Consider the following 19,927-nt stretch of genomic DNA (forward strand, 5'->3'; position numbering starts at 1 on the left):
CCATGAGCACCACCGAGCACCGTCCGCCCGTCGGCCGTCCCGCCTCGCTGCAGCGGCCGATGATGATCTCCAAGATCCACCGCGCCACCGTGACGCAGGCGGACCTGCACTACGTCGGGTCCATCACCGTGGACGCCGACCTGCTCGACGCCGCCGACCTCGTGCCCGGCCAGCAGGTCGACGTCGTCGACGTGACCAACGGCGCCCGGCTGACCACCTACGTGATCCCCGGCGAGCCCGGCTCCGGGCAGATCTGCATCAACGGCGCGGCCGCCCACCTGGTCAGCCCGGGCGACGTCGTCATCCTCATCGGCTACGGCATGCTCTCCGACCACGACGCGCGCACGTTCCTGCCGCACGTCGTGTTCGTCGACGGGGACAACCGCATCGTCGAGATCAACGACGAGCCCGGCCACGTGCCGGACGGCTACGGGCTGGAGGAGAGCGGCCTGCCGATCGAGCCGTTCCAGCACGCGGGCCTGGTGCGCACGGCGTCGGGCCGGGCGTGAGCACCACGCCCGGACCGGGACCTCGCCTGGCGCGGTCCCTGGCGGCTCCCGCGCCCGGTTGGACCGTCGAGGCCGACGCGATCGTCGTCGGCTCGGGCATCGCGGGCCTCACGGCGGCGCTGGAGCTGCGCACCCGCGTGCCGCGCGTGGTGCTCGTGACCAAGGGCGAGCTCTCCTCCGGCTCGACGGTGTGGGCGCAGGGCGGCATCGCGGCCGCGCTCGACCCGTCCGACTCGCCCGAGGCGCACCTGGCGGACACGCTGGCCGCCGGCGGCGGCCTGGCCGACCCGGAGGCCGTGCGGGTGCTGGTCACCGAGGGCCCGGAGCGCGTGCGCGAGCTCGTCGCCCGGGGCGCCGTCTTCGACAAGGCGGCCGACGGCGACATCGCGCTCACCCGGGAGGGCGGCCACCACGCCGACCGCATCGCGCACGCCGGCGGCGACGCCACGGGCGCGGAGATCTCCCGTGCGCTCGTGGCGCAGATCGAGGCCGTGCGGCACGACCCGGGCATCGAGGTCGTGGAGAACGCGCTCGTGCTCGACGTGCTGACCACGGCGTCCGGCCGGGCCTGCGGCGCCACGCTGCACGTGCGGGGCACCGGCTCGCGGGACGGCGTCGGCGCGGTGCTGGCCCCCGCCATCGTGCTGGCCACGGGCGGGATCGGGCAGGTGTTCCGGTCGTCCACCAACCCGGCCGGCGCCACGGGCGACGGCATCGCCGCGGCGCTCCGGGCGGGCGCGGTGCTGGGCGACCTGGAGTTCGTGCAGTTCCACCCGACGGTGCTGTGGCTCGGGTCCGGCGCCAAGGGGCAGCTCCCGCTCATCTCGGAGGCCGTGCGCGGCGAAGGCGCTCTGCTGCTCGACGTCAACGGGCACCGGTTCATGCCGGGCGTGCACGAGATGGCCGAGCTCGCGCCGCGGGACGTCGTCGCGCACGCGATCGTGCGGCAGCTCGCCGCCACCGGGGCCGACAACGTGCTCCTCGACGCCCGCCACCTGGGCCGGGAGTTCCTGCGCGCCCGGTTCCCCACCATCAACGCGCGGCTCCTGGAGGCCGGCATCGACTGGTCCGAGGAGCCCGTGCCCGTGGCGCCCGCCCAGCACTACCACTCGGGTGGTGTGGTGACCGACCTCGACGGCCGCTCCTCGGTGGACGGGCTGTACGCGGTGGGCGAGGTCGCCTGCACCGGCGTGCACGGCGCCAACCGGCTCGCGTCCAACTCGCTGCTGGAGGGCATCGTCTTCGCCTCCCGCGCGGCCCGCGACATCGCGGCGCGGACCGACGCCGGCGACCTCGTCCGGGGCGAGCCCGCTCTCCGGCCTGGCGGGGCGGCCCTGGTCGCGGCCGCCGCCCGGTCGCGCATCCAGAAGGTGGCCTCGGCGGGCGCGGGCGTGATCCGCTCGGCCCGGTCGCTGGCCGAGGCCGACGAGCGCCTGGGCGCCGTCCGCTCCGACGCGCACCTCGCCGCCGAGGTGGTCGCCGAGCCCCAGGCCGCCGAGTGGGAGACCACGAACGTGCACATGGTGGCGCGGGCGCTGACCCGTGCGGCGTGGCTGCGCGAGGAGACCCGCGGCGGCCACTACCGCACGGACTTCCCGCGGCCGGACGACGCCTGGCGGCGCCGGGTGCGGGTGCGGCTGGACGGGGGCGGGGTGCTGACGACGGTGCCGTCCCGGCATCCTGCCGGGGACTGACTTTCGTTCAGCAGGCCGCGGCCGACCGTTACCGGGCCGGTTACGGTCGGCTGTGGCCTGCTGAATCCAGGTCAGTCCTGATGATGTGGGCCAGCGGGGTGTCCGGGGTGATCTGGGTGCCCTCCGTCGCCTCGTGGTGCAGTGCTCCCGCGGCCTCGGCGACGAGCTGGGACTCCATCTTCATGGCCTCGACGACGGCGACCGGCTGGCCGTCGCTGACGTGCTCGCCGTCGGCGACCAGCCAGCGGACCAGGGTGCCGGGCATCGCGGCGAGCAGTGGTGTGCGGCCGTCGTCCGGCGCGGTGCCCGGGACCCGGGCCGGAGCGTCGCTGCCGGGCGGGGCGATACCGGCTGCCGCCGGCCCGATCCCGCCTGGTGTCCGGAGCCGGTGCCGGCGCCCGTCGATCTCGACCCAGGTCTCCACGACGCCCGGTTCGGTGACGGGTGTGGCGAGCGCCTGCGGGTCGATCGAGGCGAGCAGCTCGGTCTCTATCCACTGGGTGTGGACGGCGAGGCCGTGCCCGTCCGCCCCGGTGAACGCCGGGTCGGCCAGGACCGCCCGGTGGAACGGCAGCACCGTGGGCACACCCTCCACCAGCGTCTCGGCGGCGGCCCGCCGGGCGCGCGCGAGCGCCGCGTCACGGCTGGGACCCCAGACGACGACCTTGGCGAAGAGCGAGTCGAACTCGCCGGGGATCACCGACCCCGACTCGATGCCGGCGTCCACCCGGACTCCCGGACCGGACGGCGGGACGAAGCGCTCGACCCGCCCCGGGCCGGGCAGGAACCCGCGCGCCGGGTCCTCCGCGTTGAGCCGCAGCTCGATCGCGTGCCCGTGCGGGGCCGGGTCCTCGGTGACGGACAGCGGCAGCCCGCCCGCGACCCGGAGCTGCTCGACGACGAGGTCCAGCCCGGTGGTCTCCTCCGTGACGGGGTGCTCCACCTGCAGCCGGGTGTTCACCTCCAGGAACGAGAGGGTGCCGTCGGCGCCGAGCAGGAACTCCACCGTCCCGGCGCTCCGGTAACCGGCGGCGGCGCACAGGGCCCGCGCGGACTCGTGCACCCGCTCGCGCACGGCGTCGTCCAGGTACGGCGCGGGTGCCTCCTCCACGAGCTTCTGGTTGCGGCGCTGCAGGGAACAGTCTCGGGTGCCCGCTATCACCACGTGACCGTGGTCGTCCGCGATGACCTGGGCCTCGACGTGCCGCGGGCGCTCCAGGAACCGCTCGACGAAGCACTCGCCCCGCCCGAACGCGGCCTCGGCCTCCCGCCGCGCGGCCTCGAACAGCTCGGGCACCTCCTCCAGCGTGCGTGCCACCCGCATGCCGCGCCCGCCGCCCCCGTGCGCGGCCTTGATCGCCAGCGGCAGGCCGTGCTCCTCGGCGAACGCCAGCGCCGCCGCGGCGTCCGCCACCGGGCCGTCCGAACCGGGGACGAGCGGGGCACCGACCTTCCGGGCCAGGTCGCGGGCCGCGATCTTGTCGCCGAGCAGCTCGATGGTCGAGGACGTCGGACCCACCCAGATCAGCCCGGCCTCCTCGACGGCCCGGGCCGCCGCGGCCCGCTCGGACAGGAACCCGTACCCGGGGTGGACGGCGTCCGCCCCGGAACGGCGCGCGACGCCGAGCAGCTTGTCCACCGACAGGTACGTCTCGGCGGCGGTGCGCCCGTCGAGCGCCCAGGCCTCGTCGGCCAGGCGCACGTGGGGCGCGTCGACGTCGCCGTCGGCGTACACGGCCACGGAACGGATGCCCAGGTCGGCGCACGCGCGGACCACGCGGACCGCGATCTCGCCTCGGTTCGCGACGAGCACGGTGCGGATCATGGGGTGCCTCCTGCTGCGTTCGGGGTGGTGTCGTCGGTGCCCGGCGCGCGGTCGCGGACGACGAAGCGCACGCGTGCACCCGCGGGGAGCTGGCCGGCGAGCGGCACCTGGTCCGCCACGACCGCTCCGACCACCGGGTACCCGCCGGTCAGGGGATGGTCGGCCAGGAACAGGACCGGCAGGCCGTCCGGAGGTACCTGGATCGCGCCGGTGACGCAGCCCTCGCTCGGCAGCTCCGCCGTCGCCCGCTCCGGGAGACGCACGAGCGGGTCGCCCGCCAGGCGCAGCCCGATCCGGTTGGACCTCGGGGTCACGAGCCAGTCCTGGCCGGTCAGCCGGTCGATCGCGGCGGCGTCGAACCAGTCGTCCCGGGGCCCGAGCACGATCGCCAGCTCCGTCGTCCCACCGGGTACCGGGAGGTCGTCCGACGGTGTCGTCGTGCCGACCGCCGGTGCACCTGCCCACGACGGCGGCGGCGCGGCGGCGCGCAGGCCGCGGCCCGTCGCTCCGACCGGCAGCACGTCGCCCGAGCCGAGCGGGTCGGGCCCCAGCCCGGCCAGCACGTCGGCGGCCCGGCTGCCGAGCACCGGCGGTACGTCGATCCCGCCGCGCACGGCGACGTAGGCACGGACCCCGCGGGCGGGCGCGGCGAGCCGGAGCTCGTCGCCGTCGTCCAGGGCGAACGGCTCGCCGGGCCGCGGCCGGCGCACGCCGGGGCCCCCGGTCCCGGGCCGCACCACCAGGTCGCCGGCCGCCCCCGTCACCGCGAGCACCTGCGGGCCCCGTGCGCGCAGCCGCAGCCCGCCCACCGACTCGATCACGGCGGCGTCCGCGGGGTTGCCCACGGCCCGGTTGGCCGCACGCAGGCTCGGCCGGTCGAGCGCCCCGGACGCCGACACACCGGCCCCCTCGACCCCGACCCGCCCCAGATCCTCGACGAGCGCCTGCACCCCGGTGCTGACGACCTCCAGCCCGGTCGCGACCGTGGTCGCCGACGGCGGGGGAGGCACGGGCACGGGCGACGGCGACAGGGTGTCCGTCGGGGTGAAGCGGACCTCGTCGCCCGGCAGCATCAGGGCCGGGCGCTCGCGGGTCACGTCCCAGACCGGGGCGTCGGTACGGCCCAGGAGCTGCCAGCCGCCGGGGCTCTGGCGGGGGTAGACGCCGCTGTACGGGCCGGCGAGGGCCACCGACCCCGCGGGCACCCGCGTGCGCGGGGACTGCCGGCGCGGGACCACCAGTTCCGGGTCGTCGCTGGTCAGGTAGGCGAACCCGGGCGCGAAGCCGACGAAGCCCACGGTCCAGGCCGCCGCGGCGTGCCGCCGGACCAGCTCGTCGGTGCTCCAGCCGAGCAGCGCGGCCGCCTCGGCGAGGTCCGCGCCGTCGTACAGCACGGGGATCTCGATCGTGCGGGCCGTGGTCCGGGCACCGCGCTCCAGCGGCCGTGCCCGTAGCTCGGCCGCCAGGTCCTGTGCGGTGACCGCCGAGGGCCGGAACGGCACGAGCAGGGTCCGGGCGCCGGGCACCGGCGTGCCGACGCCGCGCACCGGGTCGGCCCGGAGCGACTCGTACAGCGCGACGGCCTGGTCCAGGTCGTCGAGCTCGACCAGGAGCGCGTCGTCCCGCGCGGTCAGGACGCGCATCACGCCGGGGTGCCGGTGCCCGCCGCCGGGGCGAAGGCCGCGAGCTCGATGCCCTCGGCGTCGAACACCTCGCGGATCCGGCGGGCCATGGCGACGGCGCCGGGGGAGTCGCCGTGCACGCACACCGAGTCCGCGCGCACCGCGACGTCGGTGCCGTCGACGGCGGTCACCACGCCCTCGGTGACGAGCCGGAGCATGCGGCGGGCCACGTCGTCGGCGTCGTGCAGCACGGCACCCGGCTCGCGTCGCGAGACCAGCCGCCCCTCCGGGGTGTACGCGCGGTCCGCGAAGGCCTCCGTCGCGGTGGCGAGCCCGGCCGCCTCGGCCGCGGCGAGGGCGACGCTCCCCGGTAGCCCGAGCAGCACCAGCCCGGGGTCGACGGCGGCGACGGCCGTCGCGACCGCCCGCGCCACGCGCTCGTCCACCGCCGCCGTGTTGTAGAGCGCGCCGTGCGGCTTCACGTAGGTCACGGTCGCGCCCTCGGCGTCGGCCAGGCCGCGCAGCGCGCCGATCTGGTAGGCGACGTCGGCCTCGAGCTCGTCGTCGGGCACGTCCATGTTGCGCCGGCCGAACCCGGCCAGGTCGCGGTAGCCGACGTGCGCGCCGACGGTGACGCCGTGCGCCACGGCGGAGCGCAGGGTGCGCCGGATGGACGCGGGGTCGCCCGCGTGGAAGCCGCAGGCGACGTTGGCGCTGGAGACGATGCCGAGCATCTGCTCGTCGTCGCCGAGAGTCCAGCGGCCGAACCCCTCGCCGAGGTCGCTGTTCAGGTCGACGGCGCTCATGGTGCGTTCCTTTCGTGGTGCGGGTCGCCCGGGCCCGGGGCTCAGGCGGACAGCAGGTCGAAGATCGGGCCCACCGCGTTGACCGCCATGTACCAGGTGACCACGGTGGCCAGGGTGCCGACCACCAGGAGCCAGCGCGGGTACCGAGCGCTGCCCAGGAGCGAGCCGCGGAACCAGCCGATGTACATGAACAGGGTCAGGCCGATCGGCAGGATGAGGCCGTTCACGCCGCCCACGAACACGAGCAGCGTGGCCGGCGCCGTCCCCACGGCCAGGTAGATCGCGAGCGAGACCACGATGAACCCGACCGTCCACAGGTCGGCGACGCGCCCCGTGATCCGGGCCGAGAACACCGGGAGGAACGACACCGAGGTGTACGCGGACCCGATGATGCTGGTGATCGCGGCGATCCAGAAGACGGCCCCGAAGATGCGCAGCCCCGCCTCGCCCGCCGCCGCGGAGAACGCGTCGGCGGCAGGGTTCCCCGCGACGTCAAGCACCACGCCGGAGGCGACGACGCCGAGGATGGCGAGGAACAGCACGTAGCGCATGATCCCGGTCACGACGATGCCGTTGACGGCGGCCCGGTTCACCTCGGTCACGTGCTCGGGCCCGGTGGTGCCCGAGTCGAGGAGCTTGTGCGCGCCCGCGTAGGTGATGTAGCCGCCGACGGTGCCGCCCACGATCGTCGTGATCGTGGCGAAGTCGATGGTGTCCGGCAGCACGGTCTGCTTGAGCGCGTCGCCCACCGGCGGGTCGGAGAGGATCGCGACGATCACGGTGAGGACGATCATCACGAGCCCGGCGGCGATCACCACCCGGTCGACGACGGCCCCCGCCCGCTTGGCCAGGAAGATCGCGACCGCGATGACGGCGCTGATCGCCCCGCCGATCCGGGGGTCCAGGCCGAACAGGGCGTTCAGGCCCAGCCCGGCGCCCGCCGTGTTGCCGATGTTGAAGATGAGGCCGCCGAACACGATGAGCACGGCCAGCAGGTAGCCGCTGCCCGGCAGCGCCTCGTTGGCCAGCGTGCTCGCCCGCTTGCCGGTCAGCGTGATCATGCGCCACACGTTCATCTGGACGGCCAGGTCGAGCAGGATCGAGGCCAGGATGCCGAACGCGAACGCGGCGCCGAGCTGCTGCGTGAACGTGGCGGTCTGGGTGATGAAGCCGGGGCCGATGGCCGAGGTCGCCATGAGGAACAGCGCGCCCAGCAGGGAGCGGCGTCGCGCCGATGCGAACTGCCGTACGTCCGCGGGCGTCCTGCCCGGCGGGATCTGCTCGGAGGTCGTCGTGGGCTCGTGGCTCGTGTCGGACATCGTGTCCTCCTGGTCGTTGTGCAGAGCCGGATTGTTCAACAGTCAGGATGGTCTCGATTGGTTGTTTCACCCGTATTGCGAGACCAGGTCGATCATGACACGGCTCGAACAGTGGCGACTAGGCCGGGACACGAGATGTTTACGCGCGCTGCTCTGTCGGATTGTTCAACGAACCTCTACGGTCGATGGCGACCGCTTCCGAGGAAGGGATCCACCATGCCGAGACGACGTACCAGGGTGCGGATGCGAGCGGGCGTCACCGCCCTCGCCCTCTGCGCCACCACCGCCCTGGCCGGCCCCGCCGCCGCGCTGCCCGCGCCCGGGTCCGGCCCGGACTGCCTCGACCCGGGCCTCCCGCTCTCCGCCGAGGAGAGCCGCCTGGCCGCCCACCTGCCCGACGCCGCAGACCCCACCGTCGCCGCCGACGAGACCTACGCGCGCACGATCATCGAGGGCGGCGGGTTCGGCCGGTTCACCGCCGACCTCACCGCGGCACTGTGCCGCACCCGGTCGCTCGACGCGGCCACGCGGCTCGTCGAGCGGGCCGGCCAGGACCTGTGGGACGCCGCCGTCGCGAGGGCGCAGGGCCGCGGCACCGTCCGGGGCGACCTGCCCGCGAGCGACGACCGCCCCCTGTACTGGACCCGCACCGAGGCCATGTCCGTGCTGCGCCAGTGGGACCCGCGGGGCGGCCTCGACGAGGCGGAACGTGCCGCGCTCGTCGAGACCTTCGAGAAGGCCGCCCGCGGCATGGACGACATCGACCTGCCGCCCGGGAGGCACGCGGTGCGCGTGCTCGTCAGCGGGTTCGACGTCTACACGCTCGACGGCGGCACCACCGGGCCGGCGCAGGGCACGGTCGGCAACAACATCCGGCACGGCAACCCGTCGGGTGCCACGGCGCTCGCTCTCGACGGCACCACCTACCGCACCGACGACGGCCGGACCGCCTACGTCGAGGCCTACACCCTGCCCGTGAGCTACCCGGAGTTCGAGCGCGGCTACCTCGAGGACACCGTCGGCCCGTTCATGGAGCCCGGCCCCCGGCAGGTGGACGCGTCCATCACGGTGAGCCAGGCCGGCGGGGCCCAGTTCAACCTGGAGCAGTGGAACAGCCGGTACCACGGCGTCTCGCTGGGCAACGACCGCACCGCGCCGTGCCCCGCCGTCGGCGGGGTCCCGCAGCTCGCCGTCGACAACCCGGGCTGCAACATCCAGGTGGTCGACCGCTGGGGCGGCGGCGACGGGCTCACCGACCCGCCGCAGTGGACGACGGCGACCCTGCCGGTCGCCGAGATGATCGCGGCAGACACCGGCGCCGACGTGCCGCGGCCGCCCGGGGACACCTGGCCCGACGAGTCCGAGGCGTTCGGCGTCGTCTGGCACACCAACTACACGCAGTTCCCCGACTGCGCGTCGCCCGTCCGGGAGACCTTCAACAACCCGCCGCCGGTCACGTACCCGCCGGCGACGCCGCCCGTGCCCCCGGCCGAGGGCTCCTGCTCGTACAGCGGGGGCGGCGGCAACTACCTGTCGAACGAGAGCGCCTACCGGAACACGCTGCTGCGTGACCGGGCCGGCCTCGACATCCCGGCGGGGCACATCCACACCCCCGACATGCAGCACTTCGAGACCGACTTCGCCGTGACCGACCCGACGTTCGACGCCTGGCGCACCGCGATCGTCGCCCAGGGGAGCAACCTGGTCCACGCGGTGGCGGACACGGTCGACTGACCGCGGGCCGGGTGTCCGTCGTCCGCGGGCGGCGGACACCCGGCTCACCACGGCGCGTCGCTCCATAGACTGGGGTCGTGAAGCCGGACCGCGCCGAACGCAGCGCAGACGCCATCCGCGAGCTCATCGTCACCGGCCGGCTGACCCCGGGGCAGCGGCTCTCGGAGCAGTCGGTGAGCGAGTCGCTCGACGTCTCGCGGAACACCCTGCGTGAGGCCTTCCGGATCCTGGTCCACGAGGGTCTCCTGGTCCGCCGGCCGAACGCCGGCGTCGCCGTCACCCGACCCACGCTGGCCGACATCGTCGACATCTACCGGGTCCGCCGGCTCATCGAGGTGCCCGCGCTCGCCGCGGGCGACCCGGCGCACGAGGGCGCCCGCGCCATGCGCGACGCCGTCGACGCGGCGCTCGCGGCCCGGCTCGGTGGCGACTGGCGGGACATCGCCGCCGCGAACATGCGGTTCCACTCCGGGATCGTGGCGCTCGCGGGCAGCCCGCGCCTCGACCGGCTGCACGCCAACCTCTCGGCGGAGCTCCGTCTGTCCTTCGGCCTGCTGGGCGACGACGGCGCCTTCTTCGACGGCTTCGTGGACCGCAACGCCGGCCTGCTGCGCCGCTTCCTGGGTGGTGACGCCGCCGGCGCGGCCGCGGACCTGGACCGGTACCTCTCCGACTCGCAGCGGATGCTCCAGTCCGTCGTCGACGCGGACGGTGCCCGCCCCGCTCCGGATACGGTGACCCGGTGAGCACCCTCCCCGTCTTCGCCACCCCCTCCACGGTCGCCCCGGGCCTCGACCCCGCCTGGGTCGCCGGCACCGTGCGCATCGCCCTCGACGAGGACCTGGGCACCGCCCCGGGCCGGGACGTCACCTCGCAGGCGACCATCCCGCCGTCGGCCGCCGGGGTGGCCGACCTCGTGGCGCGCGAGGACGGCGTGGTCGCGGGTCTCGTGGTGGTGCAGGAGGTGCTGGACCAGGTCGCCGCCCGGCTGGCCCTGCCCGTCCCGGTCGTCGTGTTCCACGCGCAGGACGGCGACGCCGTCGTCGCGGGGCAGGTGCTGGCGAGCCTGGAGGGCCGCACGCAGGTGCTGCTCGTGGCCGAGCGCACCCTCCTCAACCTGGCCAGCCGCGCGTCCGGCGTCGCGACGGCGACCCGGGCGTTCGCCCGGGAGCTGGAGGGCACGGGCGCCCAGGTGCTCGACACCCGCAAGACGACGCCGGGCCTGCGCGCCCTGCAGAAGTACGCGGTGCGCGCCGGGGGCGGCACCAACAAGCGCATGGGCCTGTACGACGTCGCCATGGTCAAGGACAACCACGTGGTCGCCGCCGGGTCGGTCGCGGCCGCGATCCGCGCCGTCCGCGAGATGTTCCCCGACGTCCAGATCCAGGTCGAGGCCGACACGACGGCCCAGGCGCTGGAGGCCCTGGCCTCGGGCGCGGACTTCCTGCTGCTCGACAACATGGAGCCGGCCCGCCTCGCGGAGACGGTCGCCGCCGTCCGCGAGCGGGAGGGGCGCGACGGCGTCCCGGCGCACGTCGAGCTCGAGGCCACCGGCAACCTCACGCTGGACAAGGCGCGCGCGGTCGCAGCCGCCGGCGTGGACTTCCTCTCCGTGGGCGCCCTGACGCACAGCGCGCCGATCCTGGACCTGGCCCTCGACCTGCGCGCCTGATCCCTTTTCTCCGCGATTCCTGGATATCCGCCGGGTCCGGTGTGTCCAACCGGGCGGATAAAGAGAACTCGGCGGGTGATGCGCACCGATAGAATCGCCTCCGTGACGACCGAGAACCCCGCTGCCTCCAGCGCCGCGACCCCGCCGACCGACGACCTGCCCGAGCAGCTGCGGATCCGGCGCGAGAAGCGTGAGCGCCTCCTGGCGCACGGCACCGAGGCGTACCCGGTCTCCGTCCCGGTCACCCACACCCTCGCGGAGGTCCGCGAGAAGTACGACCACCTCGAGGCGGGCCAGGAGACCGAGGACGTCGTCGGCGTCGCCGGCCGCGTCGTGTTCGTCCGCATCGGCGGCAAGCTCTGCTTCGTCACGCTGCAGGACGGCGAGGGCAACCGCCTCCAGGGCATGCTGAGCCTGGCCGCGCTCGGCGAGGAGGCGCTGGCCGCCTTCAAGACCGACGTCGACCTGGGCGACCACCTGTTCCTGCACGGCCACGTCGGGGCGTCGAAGCGCGGCGAGCTGAGCATCTTCGCCGACGAGTGGCGCATGGCGGCCAAGTCGCTGCGCCCGCTGCCGGTGCTGCACAAGGACCTGTCCGAGGAGGCGCGCGTCCGCCAGCGGTACGTGGACCTCATCGCGCGCCCCGCGGCCCGCGACATGGTGCGCCTGCGTTCCGGCGTGGTGCGTTCCCTGCGCGAGAACTTCTATCGCCGCAGCTTTCTCGAGGTCGAGACCCCGATGCTGCAGACCATTGCCTCGGGCGCGTCCGCGCGGCCTTTCTCGACGCACATGAATGCGTACGACCTGGAGCTGTTCCTGCGGATCGCGCCGGAGATCTTCCTGAAGAAGGCGGTCGTCGGCGGGGTCGAGAAGGTTTTCGAGATCAACCGAAACTTCCGTAACGAGGGCGCGGACTCGTCGCACTCGCCGGAGTTCGCCATGCTCGAGGCGTACGAGGCCTACGGCGATTACAACACCATCGGCGCACTCACCCAGGATCTGGTGCAGACCGCGGCGCAGGACGTTCTCGGCACCACCCTCGTGACCCTTCCGGACGGTTCGGAGTACGAGCTGGGCGGCGAATGGGCAAACCTGCGGATGTACGACTCGCTCTCCGAAAGCCTGGGCGAGGAGATCACCGCTGCCACGTCGGTCGAGGAACTCGAGAAGATCGCGGAGCGCCTCGATGTCGAGGTGGGCAACAAGAAGATCCTCAATCACGGAAAGCTCGTCGAGACGCTCTGGGAGCACCGGGTGGGCGACCACCTGACCGCGCCGACGTTCGTGCGGGATTTCCCGGTGGAGACCTCACCGCTCACACGCGACCACCGCTCGGAAAAGGGTCAGGTCGAGAAGTGGGACCTGTACGTGCGCGGCTTCGAGCTGGCCACGGGCTATTCCGAGCTCGTTGACCCCGTGATCCAGCGCCAGCGCTTCGAGGCGCAGGCCAGGATGGCCGCGGCGGGCGACGACGAGGCCATGCTGCTGGACGAGGATTTCCTGACGGCCATGGAATTCGCGATGCCCCCTTCGGGCGGAATGGGCATGGGGATCGACCGCCTGCTCATGGCGCTGACGGGCCAGGGAATCCGGGAGACCATCCTTTTCCCGCTGGTCAAGCCGCAGGCCTGAGATATCGACCGCCCAGATGAGTTTGTGAGGATCTTGTGATGGATACGACGCTTGCGGTGCTCGCCGGGCTCACGCCCTCTGTTGGCGTGGGTCTGCTCTTCTGGTTTGCGATGCGCAAGATCCTGCGCGCGGACCGTCACGAGCGTGAGGCGCTCGAGCGAATGGATCGCGAGGCCATGGCGGCAGCGGCGGAAAACACCAGGAATTCCGCTTCGCACTGATCCGCGCGGGCGAGATTATCGGGGCGGACCTGCGGGATCAAATCCGCGCACTTCACGTACCCGGGTGAAGTTTTCGTGATCGGTGTCACATGCCCATTATTGACATGTCAATATTGAGTGCGGCATGCTCGCGAACTAACCCCGGAATTTGTGGCGCGGAAGGGAAGTACCCGTATGGTTCAGAAGGTTCAGCTTGTTCTCGAAGACGACATCGATGGCGGTGCCGCCGACGAGACCGTGAACTTCGGCCTCGACGGCGTCTCCTACGAGATCGACCTCAATGCCGAGCACGCGGCCCAGCTGCGTGATTCGCTCGCTTCGTGGGTCGGCCACGCTCGCAAGGTGAAGTCCGCGGTCGCGCGGACCACCACCACGCGCCGGTCCCGCTCCGGGAGCGACACCGCGGCGGTCCGTGAATGGGCCAAGGCGAACGGCTACACGGTCAGCGACCGCGGCCGGATCGCGGCCGAGGTCCAGGACGCCTACGCGAAGGCGAACGGCTGACGCCGACGTACGCACGACGTTGGATTGCGCCCCGGCGCCCCTCGACGAGGGGCGGCCGGGGCGTCGTGCTTTCGCGGCAAGAGCACCCGTCGCACGTCATTAGGCTGATCGCATGAGCAACCCCACCATCGCCCTGTGGATCGGCACCTATCCGAAGTCCGACGCCGCACCGGGCACCGGTGAGGGCGTCTGGCGCGTCGGCATCGGCGCCGACGGCCGGTTCGCCGGCGGCGAGCTCGCCGCCCCGGTCGCCTCGCCGTCGTTCCTCGCGGCGGCGGCGTCGGGACGCACCCTCCTGGCGGTCACCGAGACCGAGCCGGGCACGCTCACCTCCTTCCACGTGGCCGACGACGGCGCGCTCGCCCCCGTGGCCACGGTCGCCTCGGGCGGATCGAGCCCGTGCCACGTCGTGGCGACGCCGGCCGCGGCCTGGGTCGCGAACTACGGCGACGGCGTGGCCGCCGTCGTGCCGCTGGCCGAGGACGGCGCCCTCGGCGAGCCGCGGACCTTCCCGCACACGGGCACCGGGCCGGTGACCGACCGGCAGGAGGGGCCGCACGCCCACTTCGTCCACGTGTGGGGCGACCGCGTGCTGGTCGCCGACCTCGGCACCGACGAGCTGCGCACCTACCCGCTGGACGGCTCCGGCGCGGGCGAGGTCGCCGCCGTCCTGCCGCCCGGCACCGGCCCGCGCCACCTGGTCGAGCTGCCCGACGGCACGATCCTGCTCGCCGGCGAGCTGGACTGCCGCCTGCACGTGCTCGTCCCGGCGGGGCCGGGCCGCCTCGAGCACGTCGGCTCGGTGGCGATCACCGCCCGCACCATGGCCGACGGCGCGCCCGGGTACCCCTCGCACATCACGGTCGCGGGCGACCTGGTGCACGTGGGCGTCCGCGGGCCGGACGTCCTGTCGGTGCTCCGGGTGCGCGCCGCCCGTGACCTGGCCATCGAGAACGTCGCCGACGTCGACCTCGGCGCGGGCGCCTGGCCCCGCCACCACGCGGTGCTGGCCGACGGCGAGCTGGTCGTCGTCGCGGCGCAGAACACCGACGAGCTGCTCGCGGTCCGCCTGGACCGCGCGTCGGGCCAGGGCGAGATCACCGACCGGCTGGGGCTGCCCGTGCCCGCGTGCGTCCTGGAGGCGTGATGCGCGACAGCCTGCCGCCCGATCTCGTCGAGCCGGACGCCGCCCGTCCGCTCCGGATCGCGATGGTCTCCGTGCACACGTCACCGCTGGAGCAGCCCGGGACGGGCGACGCCGGCGGCATGAACGTGTACGTGCTGGAGCTGTCGAAGGCGCTGGCCCGCCGCGGCGCGCAGGTGGAGATCTACACGCGGGCGACGTCGTCGGCCCAGCCCAAGGTGACCGACGCCGAACCCGGCGTCCGCGTCATCCACGTGGCCGCCGGGCCGTACGAGGGGCTGGACAAGAACGACCTGCCGGGGCAGCTCTGCGCCTTCGCCGCGGGCGTGCTGCGCGCCGAGGCGCACCGCCCCGAGGGCTGGTACGACGTGCTGCACACGCACTACTGGCTGTCGGGCCAGGTGGGCTGGATCGCGGCGGAACGCTGGGACGTGCCGCTGGTGCACACCATGCACACCATGGCGCGCGTCAAGAACGCGTCCCTGGCCCCGGGCGACGCCCCCGAGCCGCACGGCCGGATCATCGGCGAGGAGCAGGTGGTCGCCGAGGCCGACGCCCTGGTCGCGAACACGGACCAGGAGGCCGCCGACCTGGTGCGCGACTACCAGGCCGACCCCGCCCTGGTGCGCGTGGTGCAGCCGGGCGTGGACCTCGGGGTGTTTGCGCCGCCGCGGTGCGCCGCGGACCCGGCCGAGCGCGACCGGGAGCGGGCCGAGCTGCGCGAGCGGCTCGTGCTGCCCGCGGACCGCAAGATCGTGCTGTTCGCGGGCCGGGTGCAGCTGCTCAAGGGGCCCGACGTGCTGGTCCGGGCGCTGGGGGAGCGGGTCTGGTCCGAGGGCGACGGGCAGCCTCCGCTGCTCGTGGTGCTCGGCGGGGCGTCCGGGCGGCCGACCGCCGTCCGCGAGCTCGAGGCGCTGGCCTACCAGGAGGGCGTTGCCGCCCACGTGCGCGTGCGGCCCCCGGTGCCGCAGGGCGCGCTCGCCGACTACTTCCGCGCCGCCGACCTGGTCGCGGTGCCGTCGCACAGCGAGTCGTTCGGCCTCGTCGCGGCCGAGGCCCAGGCCTCGGGCACGCCGGTCGTGGCGGCCGCGGTGGGCGGCCTGTGCACGGTCGTGGACGACGGCGTCTCCGGCGTCCTGGTGCCCGACCACGAGCCCGAGACGTGGGCCCTGGCGCTCAAGAGCCTCCTGGACGACGACGAGCTGCGCGCGCGGCTGGCCGCGGGTGCCCGGCACTCGGGCACCCGGTTCGGCTGGGACCGCGCGGCCGACGAGATGCTGGACGTGTACGAGCGGGCCCGCAAGCACCACGCCGAGGCCCACCGGGCCTGAGGCCCACCCGGCCCGGGGCCGCGCAGGTCCAGGGGCTGAGACCACTGCCTGCGGCTTCGTCGACGCCCCGGGAAGTGCGGCAGGATGGAGCCATGACCTACACCCTCGTGCTGCTCCGCCACGGCGAGAGCGAGTGGAACGCGAAGAACCTGTTCACCGGCTGGGTGGACGTCGCCCTCTCCGAGAAGGGCGTCGAGGAGGCCAAGCGCGGCGGCGCCCTCCTGAAGGAGGCCGGGGTGAACCCGGACGTGCTGCACACCTCGCTGCTGCGCCGCGCGATCATGACCGCGAACCTCGCGCTCGACGTCGCCGACCGCCACTGGATCCCGGTCAAGCGGAGCTGGCGCCTCAACGAGCGCCACTACGGCGCCCTGCAGGGCAAGGACAAGAAGCAGACGCTCGAGGAGTTCGGCGAGGAGCAGTTCATGCTCTGGCGCCGCTCGTACGACGTGCCGCCGCCGGAGATCGAGCTGGGCTCGGAGTTCAGCCAGGACGCCGACCCGCGCTACGCCGACGCCCCCGTCGTGCGCACGGAGGCCCTCAAGCTCGTGCTCGACCGTGCCCTGCCGTACTGGGAGAGCGAGATCGTCCCCGACCTCAAGGCCGGCAAGACCGTGCTGGTCGCCGCGCACGGCAACTCGCTGCGCGCGCTGGTGAAGCACCTCGACGGGGTCTCGGACGAGGCCATCGCCGGGCTGAACATCCCGACGGGCATCCCGCTGGTCTACGAGCTGGACGAGGAGACGCTCGCGCCGGTCAAGCCGGGCGGCACGTACCTCGACCCCGAGGCGGCCAAGGACGCCATCGCGGCGGTCGCCAACCAGGGCCGCTGACCCCCTGTGTCGAAGTAGAGACAGAACTGGGGCGCGACTACCGATCGGTGGTCGCGCCCCAGTACTGTCTCGCCACAGTTCTACGTCGGCTGGACGGTCACTCCTCCGGGAAGTCGCCCGTGACCAGGAACGTCACGCGGCGCGCGACCGAGACGCCGTGGTCGCCGAACCGCTCGTAGTAGCGGCCCACGAGGGTGACGTCGACGGCCTCCTGGACGGTGCCCTGCCAGCCCGGCGCCAGGAGCGTGTTGAACGTCTCCTGGTGCAGCTCGTCGATGATGTCGTCGTCGCGCTCGAGCGCCTCGGCCACCGTGAGGTCGCGCGTGGCGAGCAGCTTGGTGGTGCGCTGCGCCACGCGGACGGCGGCGTCGTGCATCTTGGTGAAGGTCTCCCGCGCCTCGGGGACGATCGCCTGGGCGGGGTAGCGGCCGCGCGCCACCTGGGCGACGTGGCGGGCGAGGTCGCCCATCCGCTCCAGGGAGGCGCTCATGCGCAGCGCGCTCACGACCACGCGCAGGTCGGTCGCGACCGGGGCCTGCTGCGCGAGCAGGTGCACGCACCGCTCGTCGAGGGAGTCCTCGATGGCGTCGATGGTCTTGTCGGAGGCGATCACCTCCTGCGCGAGCTGCAGGTCTGCCTCCAGCAGCGCCGTTCCGGCTCGGGTGATGGCGGACTCGACGAGCCTGCTCATCTCGGTCAGGTCCTCGCCGACCTGCTGGAGCTCGGCATCGAAGATCTGTCGCATCGGTTTCCTCTCGCATCCGGGACGCACGGACGGGTCGCGTCCGCTGTCGCGCCGCCGGGAGGGCGGGCAGGGCCGACGCGCGGCCGGGCCGACCGTCCGGACACGTCCCGAACGGTGCACGGCACAGCTACCGCCCGCACCCACCTAGGTTCGACGGCGCGATGTACTGGGAGGTTAACGCTCTTCCTCCCTGACATGAACAGTAGGCGACGCGATCCTGGAAGCGCCCGCCCACGTCCGCCAGCGGTTGAAACGTCGACCTACCCTGGAGGCGTGGACGGAATCATCTCCGGGGTGCCGGTGCTGGTCGCCGGAATTCTCGGCGTGATCGTCGGCGTGGTCGCCACCGTGGCGTTCCGCGTCTCCGAACGGCATCAGCACGCCCTGCCCCCTACCGAACCCGACGAGCTCGACGCGGGCCTCGTTCGCGTGCTCTCAGTGCTGCGCTCCGCCGCGGTGGTGCTGGACGGCGAGGACGAGGTCATCCGCGCGTCGCCGCCGGCGTACGCGCTCGGCGTGGTGCGCAACGACGCGCTGGTGCACGCCGCCATCATCGACCTGGTCGCCCTGGTGCGGCGCGACGGCGTGATCCGCGAGCAGGAGCTGGAGCTGCCCCGTGGCCCGGTGGGCCAGGGCACCGTGCTGCTCCAGGTCCGCGTGGCCCCGCTCGGCCTCGACCGGGTGCTGGTGCTCGCCGAGGACCGTACCGAGGCGCGCCGCGTCGAGGCGATCCGCCGCGACTTCGTGGTCAACGTCTCCCACGAGCTCAAGACGCCGGTCGGCGCGCTGGCGCTGCTCGCGGAGACCGTGGCCGACGCCGCGGACGACCCCGTCGCCGTCCGCCGCTTCACCGAGCGCATGCAGCGCGAGGCCGTCCGGCTGTCCGCGCTGGTGCAGGAGATCATCGAGCTGTCCCGCCTGCAGGGCGCCGGCGCCATGCCCAAGCTGACGCCGGTCCCGATCCGCGAGGTCGTGGAGGAGGCGGTCGACCGGGCACGCACCACCGCCCAGTCCAAGAACATCGCGATCACCATGGGCGGCGACCTGGACACCGAGGTCTACGGCGACCACAACCTCCTGGTCACCGCGGTCCGCAACCTGGTCGACAACGCCGTGGCGTACTCCGGGCCCGCCAGCCGGGTGGGCGTGGGCGTCAACGAGCGCGCCGGTCTCGTCGAGATCGCCGTCGTGGACCAGGGCGTCGGTATCGCGGAGGACGCGCAGGACCGCGTCTTCGAGCGCTTCTACCGCGTCGACCCGGCACGCTCCCGCGACACCGGGGGCACCGGTCTGGGCCTGAGCATCGTCAAGCACGTCGCGGCCGACCACGGCGGCGACGTCCAGATGTGGTCGGAGCCCGGCCGGGGATCCACCTTCACCCTGCGGATCCCGTCCGCCGACCGGCCCGCCGGCGCGGGCCGCGCCGGCAAGGTTACCCCGCCGCCCCTCGCGGACGTCGTCCGCGAGGGCGAGGAGCAGGACCAGCACGACCAGCACAAGGCCGCTGACGACGCGGCCACGAAGAACGAGGAGGTAGGTGCGTGACGCGCATCCTGGTGGTCGAGGACGAGGAGTCGTACCGGGACCCGCTGACGTACCAGCTGACCCGCGAGGGTTTCGAGGTGGTCGAGGCCGCGGACGGCAACTCGGCGCTCGCTGCGTACGACGCGGAGGGTGCGGACCTGGTCCTGCTCGACCTGATGCTGCCGGGGCTGTCGGGCACCGAGGTGTGCCGCGAGCTGCGGGCCCGCGGTGACGTGCCGGTCATCATGCTGACCGCGAAGGACTCCGAGATCGACAAGGTGGTGGGCCTCGAGCTCGGCGCCGACGACTACGTGACCAAGCCGTACTCGTACCGCGAGCTCCTGGCCCGCGTGCGGGCCGTGCTGCGGCGCCGGCAGCCCAACGACTCGACCGAGCAGGACGAGGACGGCGTGCTGGAGGTGGGGCCGGTCCGGATGGACGTGGAGCGGCACACCGTCGCGGTGAGCGGGGAGAGCGTCGCCCTGCCGCTCAAGGAGTTCGACCTGCTCGAGCTCCTCATGCGCAACGCCGGCCGGGTGCTGACCCGCGGCCAGCTCATCGACCGGGTCTGGGGCGCCGACTACGTGGGCGACACCAAGACGCTCGACGTCCACGTCAAGCGCATCCGCTCGAAGATCGAGCCCGACCCGGGCACGCCGAAGTACCTGCTCACGGTGCGTGGACTGGGCTACAAGCTGGCCGACGACGAGGGCTGAGGCCCGCTGAGGTGCGCCGCTGACGTGGCGCACCTCACGGATGAAACAGGAACGCCGGTCACCTTCCGTTCACCCGGCGTTTGCTCCCGCGACCGC

18 protein-coding genes are annotated in these 19,927 nt (G+C 73.6%); 13 read left to right on the plus strand and 5 right to left on the minus strand.

From position 1 onward, the window contains the following. Nucleotides 1-2: 2 nt before the first annotated feature. A complete protein-coding gene (panD, locus tag H291_RS0125915; protein ID WP_020017944.1) occupies nucleotides 3-509 on the plus strand; it encodes an aspartate 1-decarboxylase in 507 nt (168 codons plus the stop codon). Beyond that, nucleotides 506-2,203 carry an L-aspartate oxidase gene (locus H291_RS0125920; RefSeq protein WP_020017945.1) on the plus strand — a complete coding sequence of 566 codons (1,698 nt, stop codon included), beginning with the start codon at nucleotides 506-508 and terminating at the stop codon, nucleotides 2,201-2,203. The genes panD and H291_RS0125920 overlap by 4 nt, the downstream gene beginning before the upstream one ends. A 40-nt stretch (nucleotides 2,204-2,243) precedes the next feature. Here the strand turns inward: H291_RS0125920 and H291_RS0125925 are convergent, their stop codons facing one another. The 4 genes from H291_RS0125925 to H291_RS0125940 are packed head-to-tail and all read right to left on the minus strand — an operon-like array spanning nucleotide 2,244 to nucleotide 7,775. Beyond that, the gene (locus tag H291_RS0125925) at nucleotides 2,244-4,028 is read right to left on the minus strand and encodes an acetyl/propionyl/methylcrotonyl-CoA carboxylase subunit alpha (protein ID WP_020017946.1); all 1,785 of its coding nucleotides are present in this window, start codon (nucleotides 4,026-4,028) and stop codon (nucleotides 2,244-2,246) included. Further along, the gene (locus H291_RS0125930) at nucleotides 4,025-5,671 is read right to left on the minus strand and encodes an urea amidolyase family protein (protein WP_020017947.1); all 1,647 of its coding nucleotides are present in this window, start codon (nucleotides 5,669-5,671) and stop codon (nucleotides 4,025-4,027) included. Before H291_RS0125930 ends, H291_RS0125925 begins: the two co-directional genes overlap by 4 nt. Beyond that, nucleotides 5,671-6,456 carry a LamB/YcsF family protein gene (locus tag H291_RS0125935; RefSeq protein ID WP_020017948.1) on the minus strand — a complete coding sequence of 262 codons (786 nt, stop codon included), beginning with the start codon at nucleotides 6,454-6,456 and terminating at the stop codon, nucleotides 5,671-5,673. The genes H291_RS0125930 and H291_RS0125935 overlap by 1 nt, the downstream gene beginning before the upstream one ends. A 41-nt stretch (nucleotides 6,457-6,497) precedes the next feature. Beyond that, nucleotides 6,498-7,775 carry an NRAMP family divalent metal transporter gene (locus H291_RS0125940; protein ID WP_020017949.1) on the minus strand — a complete coding sequence of 426 codons (1,278 nt, stop codon included), beginning with the start codon at nucleotides 7,773-7,775 and terminating at the stop codon, nucleotides 6,498-6,500. A 216-nt stretch (nucleotides 7,776-7,991) separates the two neighbouring features. Between H291_RS0125940 and H291_RS0125945 the strand changes: the two genes are divergently transcribed. From H291_RS0125945 to H291_RS0125985, 9 genes are all read left to right on the plus strand, one after another. Further along, a complete protein-coding gene (locus tag H291_RS0125945) occupies nucleotides 7,992-9,509 on the plus strand; it encodes a hypothetical protein (protein WP_084468443.1) in 1,518 nt (505 codons plus the stop codon). A 77-nt stretch (nucleotides 9,510-9,586) separates the two neighbouring features. Further along, the gene (locus tag H291_RS31705; protein ID WP_020017951.1) at nucleotides 9,587-10,255 is read left to right on the plus strand and encodes a GntR family transcriptional regulator; all 669 of its coding nucleotides are present in this window, start codon (nucleotides 9,587-9,589) and stop codon (nucleotides 10,253-10,255) included. Next, entirely contained in the window at nucleotides 10,252-11,181 is a 930-nt protein-coding gene (nadC, locus tag H291_RS0125955) for a carboxylating nicotinate-nucleotide diphosphorylase (RefSeq protein ID WP_020017952.1), read from the plus strand. Before H291_RS31705 ends, nadC begins: the two co-directional genes overlap by 4 nt. Before the next feature lie 78 nt (nucleotides 11,182-11,259). Beyond that, nucleotides 11,260-12,813, plus strand: a complete 1,554-nt coding sequence (lysS, locus tag H291_RS0125960; RefSeq protein ID WP_084468444.1) for a lysine--tRNA ligase — start codon at nucleotides 11,260-11,262, stop codon at nucleotides 12,811-12,813. A 38-nt stretch (nucleotides 12,814-12,851) separates the two neighbouring features. Next, nucleotides 12,852-13,034, plus strand: coding sequence for a hypothetical protein (locus tag H291_RS0125965; protein ID WP_020017954.1), 183 nt, complete (start codon nucleotides 12,852-12,854; stop codon nucleotides 13,032-13,034). A 174-nt stretch (nucleotides 13,035-13,208) separates the two neighbouring features. Continuing rightward, a complete protein-coding gene (locus H291_RS0125970; protein WP_020017955.1) occupies nucleotides 13,209-13,538 on the plus strand; it encodes a histone-like nucleoid-structuring protein Lsr2 in 330 nt (109 codons plus the stop codon). Between the two features lie 112 nt (nucleotides 13,539-13,650). Next, nucleotides 13,651-14,685 (plus strand): lactonase family protein, encoded by a 1,035-nt coding sequence (locus H291_RS0125975; RefSeq protein WP_020017956.1) that lies wholly within the window; start codon nucleotides 13,651-13,653, stop codon nucleotides 14,683-14,685. Beyond that, complete coding sequence (gene mshA, locus H291_RS0125980; RefSeq protein ID WP_020017957.1) at nucleotides 14,685-16,013, plus strand: D-inositol-3-phosphate glycosyltransferase; 1,329 nt, start codon at nucleotides 14,685-14,687, stop codon at nucleotides 16,011-16,013. Before H291_RS0125975 ends, mshA begins: the two co-directional genes overlap by 1 nt. A 92-nt stretch (nucleotides 16,014-16,105) precedes the next feature. Then, a complete protein-coding gene (locus H291_RS0125985; RefSeq protein WP_020017958.1) occupies nucleotides 16,106-16,846 on the plus strand; it encodes a phosphoglyceromutase in 741 nt (246 codons plus the stop codon). A 97-nt stretch (nucleotides 16,847-16,943) separates the two neighbouring features. On the opposite strand, the gene phoU is transcribed toward H291_RS0125985, so the two are convergent. Next, the gene (gene phoU, locus H291_RS0125990) at nucleotides 16,944-17,591 is read right to left on the minus strand and encodes a phosphate signaling complex protein PhoU (protein WP_020017959.1); all 648 of its coding nucleotides are present in this window, start codon (nucleotides 17,589-17,591) and stop codon (nucleotides 16,944-16,946) included. A 273-nt stretch (nucleotides 17,592-17,864) separates the two neighbouring features. Here phoU and H291_RS31710 point away from each other — a divergent pair, with 273 nt between their 5' ends. Together H291_RS31710 and H291_RS0126000 are read left to right on the plus strand one after the other, a co-directional pair. Next, nucleotides 17,865-19,136, plus strand: coding sequence for a sensor histidine kinase (locus tag H291_RS31710; RefSeq protein ID WP_020017960.1), 1,272 nt, complete (start codon nucleotides 17,865-17,867; stop codon nucleotides 19,134-19,136). Beyond that, complete coding sequence (locus tag H291_RS0126000; protein WP_020017961.1) at nucleotides 19,133-19,831, plus strand: response regulator transcription factor; 699 nt, start codon at nucleotides 19,133-19,135, stop codon at nucleotides 19,829-19,831. The genes H291_RS31710 and H291_RS0126000 overlap by 4 nt, the downstream gene beginning before the upstream one ends. Nucleotides 19,832-19,927: the final 96 nt, after the last annotated feature.

Origin of the sequence: Promicromonospora sukumoe 327MFSha3.1, assembly GCF_000385135.1 — a bacterium.
GTDB lineage: Bacteria > Actinomycetota > Actinomycetes > Actinomycetales > Cellulomonadaceae > Promicromonospora > Promicromonospora sukumoe_B.